18 protein-coding genes and 1 pseudogene are annotated in these 18,334 nt (G+C 60.3%); 8 read left to right on the top strand and 11 right to left on the bottom strand.

The genetic code is table 11. The annotated features are described in order from the left end of the window. The 4 genes and pseudogenes from BN2475_RS31590 to BN2475_RS31605 form a co-directional block, all read left to right on the top strand. Positions 1-2,583, top strand: a pseudogene (locus BN2475_RS31590) (Tn3 family transposase); the annotation flags it as partial. A 129-nt stretch (positions 2,584-2,712) separates the two neighbouring features. Continuing rightward, positions 2,713-3,426 (top strand): UPF0149 family protein, encoded by a 714-nt coding sequence (locus tag BN2475_RS31595; RefSeq protein WP_094783300.1) that lies wholly within the window; start codon positions 2,713-2,715, stop codon positions 3,424-3,426. A gap of 28 nt (positions 3,427-3,454) precedes the next feature. After that, positions 3,455-3,808 (top strand): hypothetical protein, encoded by a 354-nt coding sequence (locus tag BN2475_RS31600; RefSeq protein ID WP_094783301.1) that lies wholly within the window; start codon positions 3,455-3,457, stop codon positions 3,806-3,808. Between the two features lie 21 nt (positions 3,809-3,829). Beyond that, positions 3,830-4,348, top strand: a complete 519-nt coding sequence (locus BN2475_RS31605; protein ID WP_094783302.1) for a DUF6398 domain-containing protein — start codon at positions 3,830-3,832, stop codon at positions 4,346-4,348. A gap of 432 nt (positions 4,349-4,780) precedes the next feature. On the opposite strand, the gene BN2475_RS31615 is transcribed toward BN2475_RS31605, so the two are convergent. The 6 genes from BN2475_RS31615 to BN2475_RS31635 all read right to left on the bottom strand — a co-directional run bounded on the left by BN2475_RS31615 (position 4,781) and on the right by BN2475_RS31635 (position 8,650). Further along, positions 4,781-5,038 carry a hypothetical protein gene (locus BN2475_RS31615; RefSeq protein WP_143326002.1) on the bottom strand — a complete coding sequence of 86 codons (258 nt, stop codon included), beginning with the start codon at positions 5,036-5,038 and terminating at the stop codon, positions 4,781-4,783. A gap of 36 nt (positions 5,039-5,074) precedes the next feature. Next, a complete protein-coding gene (locus tag BN2475_RS31620; RefSeq protein ID WP_143326003.1) occupies positions 5,075-5,764 on the bottom strand; it encodes a hypothetical protein in 690 nt (229 codons plus the stop codon). After that, the gene (locus tag BN2475_RS31625; RefSeq protein WP_094783306.1) at positions 5,761-6,648 is read right to left on the bottom strand and encodes a DNA-processing protein DprA; all 888 of its coding nucleotides are present in this window, start codon (positions 6,646-6,648) and stop codon (positions 5,761-5,763) included. Before BN2475_RS31625 ends, BN2475_RS31620 begins: the two co-directional genes overlap by 4 nt. Positions 6,649-6,887: 239 nt before the next feature. Further along, positions 6,888-7,085, bottom strand: a complete 198-nt coding sequence (locus tag BN2475_RS31630; protein ID WP_094783307.1) for a hypothetical protein — start codon at positions 7,083-7,085, stop codon at positions 6,888-6,890. Positions 7,086-7,439: 354 nt separating this feature from the next. Then, a complete protein-coding gene (locus tag BN2475_RS34465) occupies positions 7,440-7,592 on the bottom strand; it encodes a hypothetical protein (protein WP_159444639.1) in 153 nt (50 codons plus the stop codon). Between the two features lie 47 nt (positions 7,593-7,639). Then, a complete protein-coding gene (locus BN2475_RS31635; protein WP_094783308.1) occupies positions 7,640-8,650 on the bottom strand; it encodes a DNA-binding protein in 1,011 nt (336 codons plus the stop codon). A 288-nt stretch (positions 8,651-8,938) separates the two neighbouring features. Between BN2475_RS31635 and BN2475_RS34470 the strand changes: the two genes are divergently transcribed. The 4 genes from BN2475_RS34470 to BN2475_RS31650 all read left to right on the top strand — a co-directional run bounded on the left by BN2475_RS34470 (position 8,939) and on the right by BN2475_RS31650 (position 11,885). Further along, positions 8,939-9,463 carry a DUF1488 family protein gene (locus BN2475_RS34470; protein ID WP_159444640.1) on the top strand — a complete coding sequence of 175 codons (525 nt, stop codon included), beginning with the start codon at positions 8,939-8,941 and terminating at the stop codon, positions 9,461-9,463. A 44-nt stretch (positions 9,464-9,507) separates the two neighbouring features. Further along, positions 9,508-9,810, top strand: coding sequence for a hypothetical protein (locus BN2475_RS34475; protein ID WP_159444641.1), 303 nt, complete (start codon positions 9,508-9,510; stop codon positions 9,808-9,810). Beyond that, positions 9,807-10,625 (top strand): DUF3800 domain-containing protein, encoded by an 819-nt coding sequence (locus tag BN2475_RS31645; protein ID WP_159444642.1) that lies wholly within the window; start codon positions 9,807-9,809, stop codon positions 10,623-10,625. The genes BN2475_RS34475 and BN2475_RS31645 overlap by 4 nt, the downstream gene beginning before the upstream one ends. 87 nt (positions 10,626-10,712) lie before the next feature. After that, complete coding sequence (locus BN2475_RS31650; protein ID WP_094783310.1) at positions 10,713-11,885, top strand: tyrosine-type recombinase/integrase; 1,173 nt, start codon at positions 10,713-10,715, stop codon at positions 11,883-11,885. Positions 11,886-12,423: 538 nt separating this feature from the next. On the opposite strand, the gene BN2475_RS31655 is transcribed toward BN2475_RS31650, so the two are convergent. The 5 genes from BN2475_RS31655 to BN2475_RS31675 form a co-directional block, all read right to left on the bottom strand. Next, the gene (locus BN2475_RS31655) at positions 12,424-13,287 is read right to left on the bottom strand and encodes a hypothetical protein (protein WP_143326006.1); all 864 of its coding nucleotides are present in this window, start codon (positions 13,285-13,287) and stop codon (positions 12,424-12,426) included. 453 nt (positions 13,288-13,740) lie between these two features. Beyond that, positions 13,741-14,529 (bottom strand): hypothetical protein, encoded by a 789-nt coding sequence (locus BN2475_RS31660; protein ID WP_094783312.1) that lies wholly within the window; start codon positions 14,527-14,529, stop codon positions 13,741-13,743. Between the two features lie 55 nt (positions 14,530-14,584). Continuing rightward, complete coding sequence (locus BN2475_RS31665) at positions 14,585-14,839, bottom strand: hypothetical protein (protein ID WP_094783313.1); 255 nt, start codon at positions 14,837-14,839, stop codon at positions 14,585-14,587. A 79-nt stretch (positions 14,840-14,918) separates the two neighbouring features. Further along, a complete protein-coding gene (locus BN2475_RS34035) occupies positions 14,919-15,920 on the bottom strand; it encodes a trypsin-like serine peptidase (RefSeq protein WP_143326008.1) in 1,002 nt (333 codons plus the stop codon). 1,191 nt (positions 15,921-17,111) lie between these two features. Continuing rightward, a complete protein-coding gene (locus tag BN2475_RS31675; protein ID WP_094783315.1) occupies positions 17,112-17,345 on the bottom strand; it encodes a hypothetical protein in 234 nt (77 codons plus the stop codon). Positions 17,346-18,334 lie beyond the last annotated feature (989 nt).

Here is an 18,334-nt window from a genome sequence, read left to right on the forward strand (position 1 = left end):
GGTCCGCGACGGCCCTTGCTCAGATGCGGCCAGACAAATTGCTCGAACTCTTCGACGCTCAATTTCGTTGGAATCTCTTGCCACGACTGCCTTTCGGCCATTTCGACCTTCAAAGCATTGGGATTCTAGCCGATTCGTGTCAGGCGGGTAGAACCCAAGCCCGGCGGCCATTTCAACCGATTCCGCCAGCTGGAAGAAACCCGCAATCAGTTGGCCGTGATGATGGCCGCATGACATGGCTCGCATGGCTGCGGCTGCCGCCGGGGAAGGCGAGTTCACGCCAGATGCTCAAGCATATCGATCGCCTGAAAATCCTTCAGGCCATTGACCTGCCCGCGGGCCTCGACCGGATGGTGCACCGGAATCGCCTGCTCAAGATTGCCCGCGAAGGCGCACAGATGACGCCGGCCGACCTGGCCAGATTTGAAAAGCGACGCCGTCACGCCACTCAGGTGGCCATCGTGATCGAAGCTACGGCGACGGTCACCGACGAGATCGTCGACCTGCACGACCGCATCATCGGGCGGCTCTTCAACGCCGCGAAAAAGAAGCATCAGGTGCAGTTTCATCGTTCGGGAAAAGCCATCAACGACAAGGTGAGACTGTACGGGAAGCTGGGCCGGGCTCTGCTGGAAGCCAAGGAAAACGGCGGCGACGCGTTCAAGGCGATCGAATCCGTCATGTCGTGGGATGCCTTCACGAAAAGCGTCAGCGAAACCGAGCAGCTCGCCCAGCCCGAAGCGTTCGATTTTCTGCATCAGATCGGGGATCATTATGCGACACTGCGGCGGTACGTCCCGGCGTACCTGGACATCCTGAAACTACGCGCCGCTCCTGCGGCGATGGATGTACTTGAAGCCGTCGATACGATCCGCGCCATGGACAACGAGGGAGTGCGAAAAATGCCTGCTGACGCGCCCACAGCCTTCGTCAAGCCACGCTGGAAACCACTCGTGATGCCCGACAGCGGTATCGATCGCCGCTACTACGAACTATGCGCGCTCGCCGAACTAAAGAACGCGCTACGCTCAGGCGACATCTGGGTGCAGGGCTCACGCCAGTTCAGGGACTTTGACGACTACCTGCTGCCGACAGAGAATTTCCAGGCGATCCTGCAGGGCAATGTCTTGCCGCTGCCGATCATCGCTGATTGCGACCGTTACCTGAACGAGCGGCGGCAGTTGCTGGAGCAGCGACTGGCAACCGTCAACCGCCTCGCCGCCGATAACGGGCTGCCCGATGCGATCATCACGGAATCGGGCCTGAAAATGACGCCGCTCGATGCCGCGGTACCCGAGGCGGCCCAGGCACTCATTGACCAGACATCGGTCATGCTGCCGCGCGTTAAAATCACCGAGTTGCTGATGGAGGTTGATGCGTGGACCGGTTTCACCCGCCACTTTACGCACCTGAAGACCGGTGAGACAGCGAAAGACAAGACCCTGCTGCTCACGACGGTCCTGGCCGACGCGATCAACCTCGGACTGACGAAGATGGCCGAAGCCTGCCCCGGTACCACCTACGCGAAACTGTCGTGGCTGCAGGCGTGGCACATCCGCGACGAAACCTACTCACAGGCGCTGGCTGAACTCGTCAACGCGCAGTTCGCCCATCCCTTTGCGGCCCACTGGGGCGATGGCACCACCTCATCATCCGACGGGCAGCGCTTCCGCGCGGGCAGCAAGGCCGAGAGCACGGGACACGTGAATCCTAAATACGGCGCTGAGCCCGGGCGCATGTTCTATACGCACATCTCCGACCAGTACGCGCCGTTCTATCCGAGCCTCGTGAACGTCGGCGTGCGCGATTCGACCTATGTACTCGACGGGCTGCTGTATCACGAATCTGACCTGCACATTCAGGAACACTACACCGACACCAATGGTTTTACCGATCACGTCTTTGCGCTGATGCATCTGCTTGGTTTCCGGTTCGCGCCGCGGATCCGCGATCTCAGCGACATGAAGCTGTACGTGCCAGGCAACCCAAAGGATTATCCAGCGCTCGCCGCAATGATCGGAGAAACGTACAACGAGAAGCATATCCGGCGAAACTGGGACGAGGTGCTGCGCCTGGCAACGTCAATCCGGCAGGGTACGGTCACGGCGTCGCTGATGCTGCGCAAGCTTGGCAGCTATCCAAGACAGAACGGCCTCGCCGTCGCACTGCGCGAAATCGGCCGCATCGAGCGCACGCTGTTCACTCTCGACTGGCTGCAGAACGTCGAACTGCGCCGCCGCGTGCACGCCGGGCTGAACAAAAGGCGAGGCCCGCAATGCGCTCGCGCGCTCGGTGTTCTTCTACCGCCTCGGTGAAATCCGCGATCGTAGCTTCGAGGCGCAGCGTTACCGTGCCAGCGGTCTGAATCTGGTCACTGCCGCGATCGTGTTGTGGAATACGGTCTACCTCGAACGAGCTGTCCAGACCATGCGCGATCGCGGCTTACGGGCCGACACCACGCCGCTGCCGTATCTGTCGCCGCTTGGCTGGGAGCACATCAACCTGACCGGCGACTACGTCTGGCAACAGGACCGCAAGCTTCAGGCAGGCAGGTTCAGGCCGCTGCGGCCGGTGCCGGGGGCAGAGCTGCGGATTCGGCGTCCCTCGCGAACTGCCGAAGGCAGCGATCGATCCTGCCGCCATACCCGGCAAGCTCGACATCGTATAATCACCGGATACAGTCGCTTCGACCTCGCAAAGAGAAAATCTGCCGTGATTAACCTGACGTCCCAACAGCCGCTTGCCGACGACGATCTCGCCCGTCTCGCCGGTTTTCTCGACTCCATCGGTGATGCCGCGATGAACATCGAAACGCTCGACGGCTATTTCGTCGCGTTAATTTGCGGACCCGACATCGTGTTTCCCGGCGAATATCTGCCGCAGATCTGGGGGGAAGATTTTTCGTTTGAAAATGACGGGCAGGCCACCGAAATCATCGAACTGCTCATGCGTCACTGGAACACGATCAGCACGGAATTGCAGCAAACGCTGCATGAGCCGAACGTGTACCTGCCCGTATTGCTCGAGCGCGAGGATGGTGTTGCCCCGGCCAACGACTGGGCACACGGCTTCATGTGGGGTGTGCAGATGCGTCCCGCGAGCTGGGGTGAACTGATTCATGACGAGGACCACGGTGGACCGATGATCCCGATCATGATGCTGCATCATGAGCACAATGCCGACCCGCAGATGCGGCCACCACAGATCCCTGCGGAAAAGCGCGAGGAACTGCTGGAGACGATGATTGCCGGACTGACCCATATCTACCGTTACTTCGAGCCACATCGGCGGGCACTGGCGCACATCCCGGCGTGTATGCCCATGCGCCGGGAAGAACCGAAAATCGGGCGCAACGAGCCGTGCCCGTGCGGTAGTGGCCGCAAGTACAAGCATTGCTGCATGGCCAGTTCGCCGACGTTTCACTGATCAGGTAGCACAGCAACGGAGACACGCAATGCCCAAGATTCCGGATGATGCAGATCTTCCCCTGAACGCCAACGGCCCGGCGTACACGTCGCGACAGGATCGTGACGGCATCCCGCTGTCGTATGTCGGCGAGAAACTCGGGCTTGCCATCGAGGATCTGCATCGCCATGCCCGACGCTGTCAGGGGGAACGTGATGATTTGCGCTGCGCTATGTATCACCTTCTCGTGGCATACCTTGGACTACATAACATGCTCGGTAAGGCGAACGACCGGGCCCTGGTTGACCGGTTGCTTGACGGCAGTAGCGAGAAGCTGGACACGTGGCTGCGCCTGATCGAGCGGGAGGGCGATGTTCATGGGCTCGCCGAACTGGGAAACTGACGCATACGGATCGCGAATCCCATGAAGCCAACCTTTCGCGGCGAGCGTGTGCCAGCCGCCATGCAAGACCGGTATGACGAGATCATTGCGCTTACCGACGCCTTTTGTGCGCAACACCTGACTGAAGAATACCGCGACCTCTGCCGACGTCTCGTTGCCACCCTGTGCCGCAAGCGGCCATCGCCACTGGTGACCGGTCCTGCGCGCTCCTGGGCCTGCGGCGTGGCCTACGCGATCGGGAGGGTCAACTTTCTCTTCGACAAGTCCCAGAAGCCCCACATGCGCGCCGATGCCCTGTGCCAGCACTTCGGGCTAAGCGCCCAGACCGGTTCGGCCCGCTCAGGAGCAATTCTGAAGCTTCTGAAGATCGGCCAGCTCGATCCTCGCTGGTCACTTCCCAGTCAGCTCGACAGAAATCCACTCGTCTGGCTTATCGAAATCAATGGCATGATCGTCGATGCGCGCCACATCCCGCGCAATTTGCAGGAAGAAGCCTTCCGGCTGGGTGTCATCCCGTTCGTTCCAGGCGAAGAACGCTAGTTCGCGGAAAATCCCGATTCACTTGCGACGCTGCGACGTAGCAATTTCCCTTTGCGCTTGGTCGGGTTCGCCGCCCCCAGGCTCAGGCTAAACGTGCTTTATTTTCCGTTTCCTGAAGCGCCCCCTCGAAGCCCGTCTGACCCGAAACGGATACAACGCGAAGGTGCTTACCGAAATGCTGGGTGCCAAACCCAAAGAAGTGCGCGCGTTCCTCAGCGGGCAGTTGCCGGCGGAGCGGACGCAGGAATTGCATGATCATCTGCTGGCCGCTGGCGTGCCCATCTAGCATTCTCACCGAATGTGGATCCTGCCCGATGTTATCGAGCCGTTCTCAATTAATGTGAGCCCATTCTCATCTATTGTGGTCCCAGGCGCGCCGGTATTCTCAGTCAATGTGGTCCCGAAACGACGCTGTTATCGAGCCCTAGCGATTTATGTTATCGAGCCGCTACACATAGTCACGTGCTCAGGGTCTTCCTGCACATCCTCGCGCGTGATCTTGTGCACGCTGACGTATTCGATCTTCGCGCCCGAGTCATAGAGGCGCCTGGCGATGTCGCCGCCGGCGGCCGGGATCGAATGGACGATTTTCGCGATACCGACAGTATCGTGGATCGTCTGGTCCTCTGCGAAGGCTGCATTGGCGAACAGGACGGCGCTCAGCGCGCCGATCATCAATGCTTGTTTCATGAGGATCTTACGGTTGGTTAAGCACGCGCCCATTTGCTAGAAATCGTTGGCAATCTCGGCAAACGGGTTAGGCATGACCCGTCGGGCGATAAAGCTTCCGTATATCGGTATATTCGGGAAAACGTCGCGCAGCTTTCGTGAGACGGCGGCGTAATGGGATCCTGCCGTCAGCACGTCGTCGAAGACCATGATGCTGCCGGGCGGTTGCTGCGGACGTCCGACCGCCGGGTCGAACGTCAGGTCGGCATAAAGCTGATCTGGCGTCGCGCGAACTCCATTCAGGTGACTGGCACCATACTGCCCGCTGAATGAAAGGCAGTCGCGTATGTCGAGCGACAGGCCTGCATGGGCTACCATCCGTGTGAGCATCTCAAGCATGCGAGGGTCGTACATCGGATCGGTACGCGCCTTCGACGGGGGAATCGGAACGAGTGCGATCCTATGGTCCTGATGCATCACTGGCCATGCATAGAGCCGCGCAAATGCCAGCGCTACCTGGTTGATCGCAGCGGCTTTGTACGGCCAGTCGGCGCGCCCGCGGTGGTTCATCTTCTTCTTGAAGTTCGACATCAGCCGGTTCGTCGGCGAGTAATTCCAGTTCTGGCCAGCCGTGTGCTCATAGGGCGTGTATTCGCCCCAAAACCAGGCAACGGCGTCAACAGGCAGATGAAAGTGAGCGGTACGCTCATCGGGACCGATGACGGTCAGCCGGTCTGGCATGGTCACGGTGCGAGCACTCGCTGGATATCGTCGAACTCACGCACGCGGATGGCACCCTGCTTTTCATATCTGGCTGGCCACGTCAGCCTCGGGTTATGGAAGTTGCTCTCGAGGATGAACAGCTTGCGGCCCTGCTGGAGCGCCGCACGGGCCTGGATCAGCGTGCCTGACGTCTCCCCTGCTTCGACGATGATCGTAGCTTCCGTCAGCGCGGACATCGTCTTGTTCCGTTCAGGGAAAAACAGCTTGTTCCATTGCGGCGTCTGATTCTTGTATCGAAGCACCGGCACCTGGCTGATCAGAAGATATTCCTCGGCAATGCGCCGCTGAAGGTCCGCGTTCTCTCTCGGATAGACCTCTGAAATCGGCGTGCCGATCACGGCGATCGTGCGACCACCCTGATCAATCGCCGCGCGATGCGCAGCAGTATCAACGCCTTGTGCGAGACCCGATACCACTGTGTAATCGTGCTTGACCAGTTCCTTGACGAGTCGCCGTGTGCGTGCGGCGCCCTCTTCCGAAACGTTGCGGGTTCCGACGACCGCAACGCGCCGGGGCGCTTCGGCGAGCTCCCACGATCCGAGGTAATAGAGCATTTCGATCGGTTCTCTCGCATCGCGCAGACGCGACGGGTAATCACGTGCGCCGTTGACGCGGATGCCAAATCGTTTGATGCCGCGCTGGTGCAGCTGCTCGACGACCTCGTTCGCGGCCTGCTCGGCCGCTTCGGTGTCTACCAGATCGGACGGCAGGCTGCTCGGGTTCTTTTCGAACAGTTCCGCGAGCGTCTTCGTCGTCGCGCTGGGCTGCTGCCAGAGATATTCATACGCGCCCATCTCGAGCCTGGTCGAGATCGCTTTGTGTGCCAGGAAATCAGGCAACGCTTTCATCTTTACCTCAATGGTTGCTTTCCTACCGACTATAACCGACATGCCCGCTTGTCAGGCATCAAGGACAGGCCGGTCACGCGACCCGCGCCGCAGCTACCCGCCATGCACGGAGCGATAGCCGCCCGCTTCGTTGAGTTCTCGCCATGTTTGCGGCTCGAGCAGCGTGCCGCCGGCAATCGACTTCTTGCGGGGCTTCCCCGCCCTGGTTCGGCCTGAACAAAGCACGCTGCCACCCGGCTCTACCACGTCGCGTATTCCTCGCGCGGCAAACCCGGCAGCTGTCCATGCACGCCATTGCTGTCGAGCCGCATCCTCAGCGCCCGCCCGGGCGTAACGTTGCATTCCCGCGAGCCGTGAATCGTGGGCACGAATACCGTAAGGCACACGCGGTCCTGCTCAAGCGTCCTCAGAAAATCCAGCTTTCCGGTTTCGGTCATGGGTTTTCGGCCTCCATGCGAATGTCGTCACTGCGCCACGCGTGGTCGAAAACCATACCGAAACGGACGGGTATGCGCAATGGTCCCGAAAACCGTCCTTTACACCCCCGCTTGAAAATACACACATCTGATAACCGGAGTTATCACGAATGTGTGATTTGCTCGTCAGATTTCGCACGTTCCGCTACACTCCGCTGGAACGCCCGCCGCGCAAGGCTGTGCGGGCGACGACGTTTCTGCCCACCGTGCCATTGAGAAGACCAACATGCCGCCACCGTCCGATGAAGTGAAAGTTGGTCCATTCCGGAAGTAAGACTTGTACCAGTCTCGATAAAACGCGCCGGACAGCCCCGATCAGAACAGCTGCGCCGGAAGTGCCTCCAGATTCGCCCACTTCACCGCGCTCCGGACAGCACGGCCATCATCATCGAGTGATTCGATAATCACACGCTGACCGCGTGCTTCGGCCATCACCCGCACTACACGCTCCCCATAGCGCATCAGCACGCCGATCTCCGGGCAGACCACCTTCCGTCGCCCGCGTCCTGGGCGACTCACGTCTTCGCGCCCGACTTGCGCATAGTGGCTTTCGCCGGGCCCGCTGACTGCCGGGCCACGCGCCGCGGGGCACCTCGTACGGCACTGCCTGAACCGGACGCCTTCTGCCGCAGGGATTCGAGTTCCTGCAACTGGGCCGCGTGGCTCGCCCGCATCGCATCAAGACGACCTTCGAGCATCCCCGCCTGATGGCGCAGGTCGCCCAGCTGTGTCTGCAGTGACCGGATCTCGGCCTGTGCGCGCTCGCCGTCGCGCGCCGCGCGTTGCTGTACGCCGTCCAGTTCGCGCTGCAGACGCGTAGCCGCGGCTCGTTCGCGCTCGATCTCGAGCAGCGCGCGTTTCTCCGCGGCCTGCAAACGGGTCTCGGCCAGTTCCGTGCCGGTCCGCTGCCTGTCGAGTTCGGCGGCGAAATCGGTGCGCGCCTGCGCCAGGGCGGCGTCCCGCTCGCGGAGTGTCTGCTGCGCACGCGCCAGCTCACCTTCAAGCGCGTTGCGTGTCGCGGCGGCCGCAGCCTGCCCCTGTTCGAGTTCCTGGATGCGCACCTGCGCGGCGAGCAGCGTGGTCGTACGCTGCTCGAGCGCCGTTTCGGTGCGCGCCAGATCGGCCTGCAGAGCGGCGACCGAAGACTCGGCGGCGACCCGCGCGGCTTCGACTTCGGTCCGCAGCGCCTGCAGGGCGTCCTCCGCCGCACCGGCAGCCCGCTTCCAGAGCGTGGCCACCAGCTCGCCCGCGGCATCACGCAGTTCCCCGGGCAGGTCGGCGTGTTCGATGCGCACGCGGCTTTTCTCCCGAAGCTCGGCCCAGAACGCGGCGAGCACCGCGACGGGCGTATTCATGCTACCCCGGCGGACGAGCTGGTAGAGGCGGTTCGCCGTCGGGGTGACGCGGAAGCGGAAAAACAGCAGCGCGCAGACTTCCCGGTAGAGATCGCGCGTGTGCGGAAATTCGGCTTTCAGGCGTTCGATCTCGGCCTGGAGACGGCTTTCATCAGGGATGGCGTCGGACATGGGGCATTCGGGTAGATTTCAACAAGTTATATTACTGTGTAATACGTCTGTTCTCTACTATTTCGAGTCTGAATTTTGACATTACTGCTATAATGTTGAAATTCTGTGAGAGAGGTGCGACGCTCGTCGCGTGACACCCGGGAAGCCGCCAGAATGAAAGCACCCTGACCCGCGCCGCGCCTCTCGACGCGCCAGAACAGACAGATAGGATCAGTGAAAATCGTCTGCTTGCAAATAAACTAAAAAAACCTATACTGAAGTGAGCGCAAATCGTTTCTTGAGGTACCCGTGAGCACGCCTTTCGTCGTTCCCGCGCAGATCCGCGCTGGCCGGGCCTTTCTGGACTGGTCGCAGGAAGAACTCGCCAGGGCTGCAGAAGTCGGCCTCAGTTCGGTGCGCGACACCGAAAGCCAGAAGCGCCCAGCCGATTCGGCCGCCGCCAACGCTATTCGCCAGGCACTGGAAAACGCGGGAATCATCTTCGTCCACGGCGACGAGAACGCGGGCCCCGGCGTCCGCCTCACCGCCAACCGACCCAACGTAATCCGGCGCCCCACGGTCGTCACCAAGTGGGATGGGGTTCCGTTCGACATCGAATGGCAGGGAAAGCCCGTCACGGTCTTCGTATCGAACGAGGTCCTTGAGGACCTGGAGCAGCTGACCAACCCATCCGACGAACAACTCCTGCGGAGCTTCGACAGGCACAGCGGGCGCATTCTGGATGCAGTTGTTCGAGCGATTGCGGAGCCGGGAAACCTGGATGAACGCGGCCGCCTGCGCATCAGGAGCAAGGACATCTGGGGCAGAAGCTGAAGCCCGATGCCAGCGTTCGCTCATGCACGCAGTGGAGACCCGGAATGATCGAATGGATCGGCTTGCTTTACACATTCGCCAAAGACCTCAGGGACCATGTGAAGTGGGACGAAGCAGTCAAGACCGTCCACATGGACTGGCTGGAGAAGTCCGGGTTCAAGGCGGCGCTTGAGGCGAAGGGCATCGAGCTGCGATGGTGCAGGCCCGAGCGCATCCCTACCCTGCAATTCGACGGCTGGGACGTTGTCTACGAGCTCGACAGGGGAAACCATGTTCGGCGCAGGCTGGTTTTGCGCGACGGGCTAACCCTCGTAGGCAAGGCCCAGACGGCAGGGATGCCAACTTGATCCTGATTACCTACCTCGATGAGAGCGGCACGCATGACTCATCGCCCATCACCGTCATGGCCGGCTATCTGGCCACATCCGCACAATGGGACCAGTTCGACGCGGACTGGCGCAACCTCGTCCGCGCGGCTGGCGTGCAACACGTTCATGCCGTCGATCTGTTCAAACGCACGAGACAGTTCAGAAACTGGAAGGCAGCAGACGCCAACCGCTTTGCGATCGCACTGGACCGCGCAATCGCCCGACATCTGCCGGTCGGCTTCGCGGTCATCGTGAGAGACGACGACTACAGGAACATTTACGGCGCAGCCCCGCAGCCAAAGCGCGCACGCAAGGACACCAAATACGCGGTCTGCTTTCGTGCATGCCTGGCATTCGTACCGGAGTACATCGCGTCCGGACTGAAGTTCGCCGCAGACGCCACCATCATCAATTTCGTGCTTGAGGATGGACACCGGCACATCGGCGACGCGCGGCGTCTGTTCGATCTTTACAAGACAGCCGTGTCTCCGGAATGGCGTCAGCTTGTCGGCTCCATGGATGTCTCAACGAAGGGGAGTTCGGGCGCTCAGGCTGCAGATTTTTTGGCGTACACGGTCTACCGCACGGAAATCCTCGAACATAGTCACGCGCCTTCCGTTATCGAGCACTCATCCCATGTCGCCGATACGCTCCTGACCGCGCGCACTACCCCGCATCAGGCAACACAGCAAACTGGCCCGGCGGTTTTCCGGATCCCGATTGGGCGCGAGATTTTGCAGTCCCTCAAGGATGACCTGTTCAGGAGCGTAGCGACGACGGCACGGGAGTCCTGACCCGCTTTCAAACGGCGCAGCAGCAATACCGCCTCCCCGCCCCCCCTTCGATTCGGTATGTTGATTTCCGCTTTCTGACGCCCATCCATGAAAACCACCCTGATCGCGCCGCGTCCGCTCGACGTGCTCGAACTGCCCGATGATCTCGACGGCCGCAACGGCGTGAACCGCGCCAACGGCCGCCGCCAGATTGCCGCCGATGACGACCTCGCGGCCGTGCGTGCGTGGCTGGCCCGCGTCATAGACACCCGAACCACCTTCGAGAATTACCGCAAGGAAGCCGAACGGCTGCTGCTGTGGTCCATCGTCCAGCTCGGCAAGCCCCTGTCGTCGCTCACGCACGAGGATCTGCTCGTCTACCAGCGCTTCCTCGCCGATCCGCAGCCGCGCGGGCGCTGGGTCGCGGCCGGCCGGAAGTTTCCGCGCGAGGATGCGCGCTGGCGCCCGTTTAACGGGCCGCTCGCCGCAAGCAGCCAGCGCCAGGCGATGGTCATCCTCAACGCCCTATTCTCGTGGCTCGTCAGTGCGGGCTATCTCGCCGGCAATCCGCTGTCGCTCTCACGCCAGCGCGCGCGACGCCCGGCGCCGCGCGTCACGCGATTTCTCGAGCGCGACCTGTGGCAGGAGGTCAAGGTCTACATCGACTCGCTGCCCCGCGAGACAGACCGGGAGCGCGAACGCTACTGGCGCGCGCGGTGGCTGTTCACGCTGCTTTACCTGGCTGGCCTGCGCATCTCCGAAGTCAGTGGCAACACGATGGGCCGTTTCTTCTGTCGGCGTGACACCGACGGCCACGAGCGCTGGTGGCTCGAGGTCACCGGCAAGGGCCACAAGGACCGGCTTGTGCCCGCCTCCACCGAGATGATGGTCGAACTCGGCCGCTACCGCCGAGAGCGCGGCCTGCCCCTGCCGCCCGCGCCGCACGAGGACACGCCGCTCGTGCTGCCACTCGGAAAATCCATGCAGCCGCTCACGCGCGCCGCGCTGCATACCATCGTCAAGGGCATCTTCGCGGGCGCCGCGGAAAAGCTGCGTCTCCGCGGTGAGGAGTACGCTGCCCGCGCCGCGCAGCTCGAGCGCGCCTCCGCCCACTGGCTGCGCCACAGTGCGGCTTCGCACATGGCCGACGGCGACGTCGATCTGCGGCTCATCCGCGACAACCTCGGCCACGCGTCGCTGACAACTACGAGCCTGTACCTGCACGCCGACGACGACCTGCGGCATCGCGAGACCGAAGAAAAGCACCGCATCGACTGGTAGACAGCGCGGAACCCCGCCTGCCCGCCCGTGCGCAAGGCGCCGTCGGGTGCGTATGCACGCGCAACGTCTTCGCCGTCTGTCTTCCAACGCCTTGGGCCGCCGCAACGGGTCCGACGCGCGGCACCGGTCCCAAACGGCGGTGCGCTTCCTCAGGCGTCCCATCTCCGATCAACTCCCCCGTGGCCTGGGCAGCGCGCTCGTCCCGCGAAGTGATGCTGTTTCATCCTCCCCAAAGAAAGCCCCGTGCTGTGGTAAGCCAACCAGCCCGTGCATTCAACTATGCTTGCCGGAATGCGAATTAAACTTGGACCTTGTTGATGACGCGAAGTAAAAAGTGGAACTTCGTGGAGAAATGGCGTAGACGCTTCTTCTCGGCGTGGCGTAGCTGAGGCGATGGGCCAGCGACTGCTATACGCGTCGGGTGCTGACCGGCCGAATTGGGATGTTCGACACCGCCCCGTGAACCGTACCCAATTGATTTGGGGGAGCGTGTGGCCACGGACACTTTGACTACTCGGGTTTCCCAAGTTTCGCTGGGCTATCCCCTATCCTGACCACCAGTGGCGCGTCCGCCACGCCGCTGACGAGGGCCAGCAGCGCCGGGGGCCGTCCTATCCCTTCCATGCGTGACAGCTTCACCGAGGAATTTCGCTACGCTCTCTGACAATCGGTTATAGAGCGCTGGCAGGGCCTTCTGTGCTCCACCTAGCAGCACTCCGAAAAGCAACGCTGCGCCGGGTGAAGTGTGAATTGCCTTTGACGAAGCCTCGCCTAGCTTGACCTCCATCCACCCTTGGTCGAGCACAAATCCAAGCACAACGATGACCAGCCCGTAAAGAAACAACCTGGTCCACATCGGAGGTAGAACCTCAAGGGCATGGACGGGATTCTCTTCAGCGGGATCCTCCAGGCGCAACAGCATCGCTATCGTGAGTCCGATCATCGCACCGCACAGCAGCATGCGCATCGCACTGATTGATGTACGCATGTCGTGCGACGAAGTCACAAATAACAGTCCGTACGACACCGCGGCAACGACAGCCATTGCAATGCACATCGTGATTGCGGACCAGATGAAATAGCCGCGCTTGAGTTCTCTCAATCGCAGTTCAAGCTTCCTCCGCCTTTCGTCCACATGCTTGGCAAGTTCCTGTCGTTCTTGTGCGATCGCATCTTGGCCGGCCTTCTTGAGAAAGCCATGAGGAGAAAATGTGCCCTGAGCGCCAGCCAGCACTCGACGGAAGGAGCTTTCGAGCTCTGCGGCTTCGTCCTTCAAGGTCTGTCGCACATCCCGAGCCAGATCTTCAAACTCTGACATCAGCGCATGTTGATCCGGTGGAGGCTTCCCCTTCCCGGCGTCTGTCCACTCCTTCGCCAGAAAGAAGCGCAAGTGCTGCGGCAAAAGGTTTCCATCGTCATCTTTTGCCTCAATGACGCGGAAAGCCGACTCAGGGAGGGCCCCTCCATCGGCTGCACCCGGAGTCCGTTGCGTTGTGGGTGGCACAATGAGAACCGCTAAAGTCGCCGACCGCAAACCGGGCACTCGTCGGGCGCTGGCCCGTAAAAGTGCAATCCGTGTGGTATCCGTTCCCGGGCAAGATTGCGAATCGCTTCGTTGGACCGAACAGCTTCAACAAGTACCGAGTCTAGTCCCGCCAGTTCAGCCTGAAGCTGTGCCTGACGGTCGTCGAGCCGGTTTTCCAGCGCAATTGCGTCGAGTTTCGCCTTCAGCGCATTGAGTAGTGGAGGCAGCATTTATCCTCCTTACAAGGGGTGGTTGAATAGCTATCGTTCGTTAACGAACTTCCAAGTCCTTCGCGCCATTCTGGTTGTTCCAGATCTGATTCGTTGCCACTCAACTCTTTTTGGGAAGCGTCTGACCGATGTTGTATGCTTTGTGAGCCAGGCGGCGGCCGGCACGGGAGCTCCAGTTTGGATGAGCGCCCTTGCGGCGTGTGCCTGCAATCTTGTAGGCGAAAACATCCTTACCAGGCTCGGCTTTGCTGACGATCTGGTAGTTTCCGCCATTGCCCACCGCTGTGATAAGCGGGCCGGATGGGGCAACGGCTCCCGCGAGCCCGGCCTGGGACATATATTCATAGTGCGGTCCGATTGAGCCGGGGATGAACCAGGTGCGCAGAAGCCAGTTCGAGACCTGCACGACGGTACCGTCCGCACATGTCTTGCCGTAGGTTTGCATTTCGACGGCATCACACATTTCGAAGGCATGCATCTCGCCTTTGTTGTCATTGGCGAACAGGTTGGCTCCCTCGTCGCCTGCTGTTTCAAGAATCTCGTGGGAAGCATCGACGCTTACACCGCCTGGACCATAGAGGCTCCCGCAGGTTGTTACAGCACAGAGGGCAAAAGGCACGCCATTATCATTGATGTCATGGTACGCACTGGCCCCGGGGGCGTTGGGCAGTTCCCCAACAAACCCATAGGCCCACTCGTCCGGCTGGATATTATCTGTCGTGCCGACGCGTATCGTCGCGTGCGCACCCCATTCATCTGCAAACTCGCCGTTCACTTGCGCGGTGACCACCTCGGCGATATGTGAAAGAACGTCGGCCGAAAGCTGCGACCCATCCTTCGTTTTCGAGCCGTTGGTGTCGTCTATAAGAACCCACTTCACTCCGTTCATGTTGAAACTCCTCGGAAAACTGCGGTCTGGTGACGCTCCTGGGCTCGCGAATGGTCTAAGCCTTCACGGCGACCATCTGCGCATCCCCTACCAGCGCGGCGTACGATTTAGCGGCTGCTTCGGCCTGGTTGATAGCGCTCTCGAGAGCGTGCGCCAGCATCGCCCACTCGGCAGGAGTCGTGTATCCGGGTTGATGGATGATCTGAATGAGCGTTTCCGCTTTGTGCTCTTCATGCACACGCTCAATTACCGCGTGAAACGCTTCGATTCTCTTTGCGAGGGCGCCGATATCATGGGTTTTGGACGACATAGAGCCTCCTTTCAAGGATGCGGGTCCGTAGGTTCCGGATAATGAGTGTGGAATCCTGTGACAGGATGATCCTCGCACGTCAGGCAAACTCGGATCTCGCTAAATTCACCAGATTGGGAATATCGTTTCCGCCGCCGGCGAAGTTTGTCTGGGGATTCTGTGCGCTTTGGACACCGGTAACACGAGGCCAGGCTTCGCCGCTCCACCAACCGAAAAACGGACCTCCCGATTGGCCTGGGAAGATATCGGCACGATGTTCTTCGGCTTCGTCGGTGGCGCCGCCATCGGTCCTGTCGATCGCGATGCCTCCCTGGAACGTTGGTCGCGTGCCCCCGCTGATGTCCCCCGGATATCCAATGTGACTCCAGTCCGCAAGGCCATTCCAGTCCGTCGAATATCCACGGGTTCCCATCCATCCGCAGAGGTCGCCCAAGCGTTGACCAAGCACCAGAACCACGTAGTCTTCTTCAATGTCATCAATGCCTATTGTGGGTCCAACGACCTTTCGGTATGCATACCAGTGAACGATACCGGAATTGCCGAACGGCGCGTTTCCGTCAAAATACGAGGGTGTGAAGGTGACCTGGTTAACAGTGTTATCGGAGTTCCACGTCATCATGTGCGACGCGCAGAGAAGATGCCGAGGTCCCACAAGACAGCCACTACCCCATCCGCCGCCCGTATCCACTCGTCCGACAGTGCACCACGGGAAGGACGTATCGGAAAAAACCCGTCGTTGGTCAGGGGGGAATACTGTTGTTGTCATGTATTTCCCTTCTGGAAGTGAAAGCAGCGGATCAAAAAAAATGTGCCTGCGCAAATGATCGTCAAGGACCGGGAGATGCGGGTTGAAAGATAGGTGGTCTGGGAGAAATCCTTCCAATGTCGAGTCTTTAAAGCGTCCCTGCAAGTCGGTCCGCTTCACCATTGTCCCGTTCACCGGTTCCGGAAAGACTCTAGTGCCGAGCTTGACAGGCTTCGGGGGCGATTCGAACGATACTGTTGGCGCAGCCTCTCGCAGCGGCGCCCGCGGCTGTAGGGAACGTTGAACTTCGCCGAAGTTCAATGGTTTGGTCGCCATCTTGAATCTCCATGAAATGGACGTATCCGACTACATCGAATCAATCGAACGCCTTAGTGTTGGCTGCATTTCGGCGATTCCGAAGAATCCACGCCAATGCCTCCTCCAAAAGCTCTGCTATCTTGATTAAAAAGGAGCCCGCTTCCGCGAAGTGACGAATCCGTGTCAATCTCCTTGATAATTCGTCATCCTGATCATATTGACACGTTGTATAAATCCTCCGAGGCTGAGTGACGTGTCACGCCTACGGGAACGCCAATACGATAGTACAAGGTCTGTGCTGTGACGTTTGACGCTGAAAATCTGATCGGGTTAGCGCTGGACGTTATGATTCTTGGCGCAACTGGTCAATCGACGCCTCACGATCGAAATATAGGTTTCGTAGAGGCCACGTTCAAGCACAATTCACGCAGAAATCGGCCAACTTTCCATCGTTTTCGGATCGCCATAACCATTTCGCCCGGCCTCGATTCACGACATTTGCAAACCGGATCAAATCTGATCGCTAAACGTAAATTATCAATGTGAAAAATAACTGCCAACGCGCCCCGTACCTTCACGAACGGCGGCAAACCTGTCCACTCCGGTCGCAAGCACGTCTCCGGTTTCAGTGAAATCAGACGCCTGCCACCGACGAGGCGCGGATGTCAGGAATGTGATTGGTTGCCTGACCAAGGCAACAACGGTAAGGGCAACAGCTGATGACTTGCCCGCACTCGAGGGACCGTGCACGGAATCGCCGTTCAGTTCTGCGGATTAATCCGCTCGATGCAACGGGTCGTGAGGCGTCTGCGACTTCAATGTCATCGCCGCCACGCGCCAGGGCAAAAAGACATAACCCCATTGCTATCGGACGTTAGCGCTAGGGCTACGTCTTTCGATGGAACCTCCCTTCCGTGCGAATCATCTGTCGTGTGATGCCGCCGGACCACACCACTCCCCCGGCCTCGGGCCATTCCCGGGACGGGCGACATTTCCGTCTATCACGATGCGAAGTAAAGGATTGAATTCGGGCAGAGGCGAGTTGGCACATTTCAATCCGCTCGGAGTGGAAACAGAACTGTCATCAGGACGCCGCTTTCCTGCGTCGCCCGGTACTCGAAGCGGTGACAGTTCGATTGCGTGTTACGGCAACCTGTCGAATCGGGCAACGCATGCCACCGCGCAGAACGGAACTCCACCAGAGCTGGCTCAGAGGTAGAAGCGCTGTCTGTATTCGGGATCGAACTTGCGGGTCGTATAGACCCAGTCACCCCACTGTTCCGCACTCATGTACGCGAGCGCGGCATCCATCCGCTCGTCAATGTAAAGGTCCGGCCCCTCGGGCGTGAGGCTCTCCCAGAATGCGTACCAGACGTTGTGGAACCAGTACTCAGGGGCTACCTGATTGCCGAAGTCGTTGGCCCTTTTAGCAAACTTCGGCACACGCGAGGCAGTGCAGGCAAAGGGAAAACGGGCGCCTTGCCGACGCCCATGCGGCCTGCTCTGCTTCGGCCGGTCTTCCTATTGGATCGTGGGCGTCGTGGGCGGGGGAGCTTGATACAGGGGAGTCCGATTCGGCTGGATCCGTTGCTGGAGAATCCGACTCTGAGCGCCGCACTGTCTGTCCGCCTCGCGCTTCTGAGTGAAGAAGGTCCCGCCTTGACTGGTGCATTCGTAAAGAGTCTGCGCGGATTCGCTTCCATTCCGGCAGCACCATCCACTCTCAGCGCGGAGACCAGGCGAAGGCCTGGGGGGGGACGACCGGAATCACGCCTTGTGCCGCTTGGGGCCGTGGCGATGGCGGCGGCGGCGATGACGGGCTGGAGGGTAGAGACGGAACCGCCCCCCTGAACCGGAAATATCGCTGTCTCCACGCGGCGGTAGCAGCCGCGTCCATCGGGGTGAGCGTTGTGAGCTGGCCCACTCCCCTGACAACCAGATACTGCTGAGACGGCGCGAGAACGAGATACTGTGGTTTCCGGATGACGACGCGGCCCTCAATCACCGTCAGCACCGTCCGGCCAGGTCTGTGCGCCACGTTCACGTCGCTGCCCATAGCCGCGAGGACTTGGTCCGTTTCGACGCAAGTATTGTGACTATGTACAAACACCTCACCCGAAAATATCTTCGTCAGCAGGCAGCTCGCCTCTTCGAGGAACGTTGGGTCGGTATTTTCGTTCAGCTGGATGAAGTCGCTGCCGGAGAGGTGGACGATTACGCTGGTGCCTGGTCCAGTCGATACATTGTCGCCGCTGTATGCATTGGCACCGGATGCAACCGGAGAGCCGTTCAGGAAGGCGCTCGGGCCATAGACCTCCAGAGTCCCCACGTAGGCGCGACTTGCCGGCGGGGGCGGCACGGGTCCGCTCGTGCCGGGAGTGAGGGGGACACAACCTGCAAGAGGGTCGGCCGGGATTCGTAATTATGCTCTG

The sequence above is a fragment of the Paraburkholderia ribeironis genome (assembly GCF_900019265.1).
Lineage (GTDB): Bacteria > Pseudomonadota > Gammaproteobacteria > Burkholderiales > Burkholderiaceae > Paraburkholderia > Paraburkholderia ribeironis.

Excerpts from the sequence above, each read along its gene's own strand:
- BN2475_RS31615 (WP_143326002.1), bottom strand. The coding sequence starts at position 5,038 with ATGAAACAAGCATTGATGATCGGCGCGCTGAGCGCCGTCCTGTTCGCC.
- BN2475_RS31660 (WP_094783312.1), bottom strand. The coding sequence starts at position 14,529 with ATGAACGGAGTGAAGTGGGTTCTTATAGACGACACCAACGGCTCGAAA.
- BN2475_RS31630 (WP_094783307.1), bottom strand. The coding sequence starts at position 7,085 with ATGACCGAAACCGGAAAGCTGGATTTTCTGAGGACGCTTGAGCAGGAC.
- BN2475_RS31650 (WP_094783310.1), top strand. The coding sequence starts at position 10,713 with ATGAAAACCACCCTGATCGCGCCGCGTCCGCTCGACGTGCTCGAACTG.
- BN2475_RS31605 (WP_094783302.1), top strand. The coding sequence starts at position 3,830 with ATGAAGCCAACCTTTCGCGGCGAGCGTGTGCCAGCCGCCATGCAAGAC.
- BN2475_RS34035 (WP_143326008.1), bottom strand. The coding sequence starts at position 15,920 with ATGGCGACCAAACCATTGAACTTCGGCGAAGTTCAACGTTCCCTACAG.
- BN2475_RS34475 (WP_159444641.1), top strand. The coding sequence starts at position 9,508 with ATGATCGAATGGATCGGCTTGCTTTACACATTCGCCAAAGACCTCAGG.
- BN2475_RS31665 (WP_094783313.1), bottom strand. The coding sequence starts at position 14,839 with ATGTCGTCCAAAACCCATGATATCGGCGCCCTCGCAAAGAGAATCGAA.
- BN2475_RS31600 (WP_094783301.1), top strand. The coding sequence starts at position 3,455 with ATGCCCAAGATTCCGGATGATGCAGATCTTCCCCTGAACGCCAACGGC.
- BN2475_RS31625 (WP_094783306.1), bottom strand. The coding sequence starts at position 6,648 with ATGAAAGCGTTGCCTGATTTCCTGGCACACAAAGCGATCTCGACCAGG.
- BN2475_RS31635 (WP_094783308.1), bottom strand. The coding sequence starts at position 8,650 with ATGTCCGACGCCATCCCTGATGAAAGCCGTCTCCAGGCCGAGATCGAA.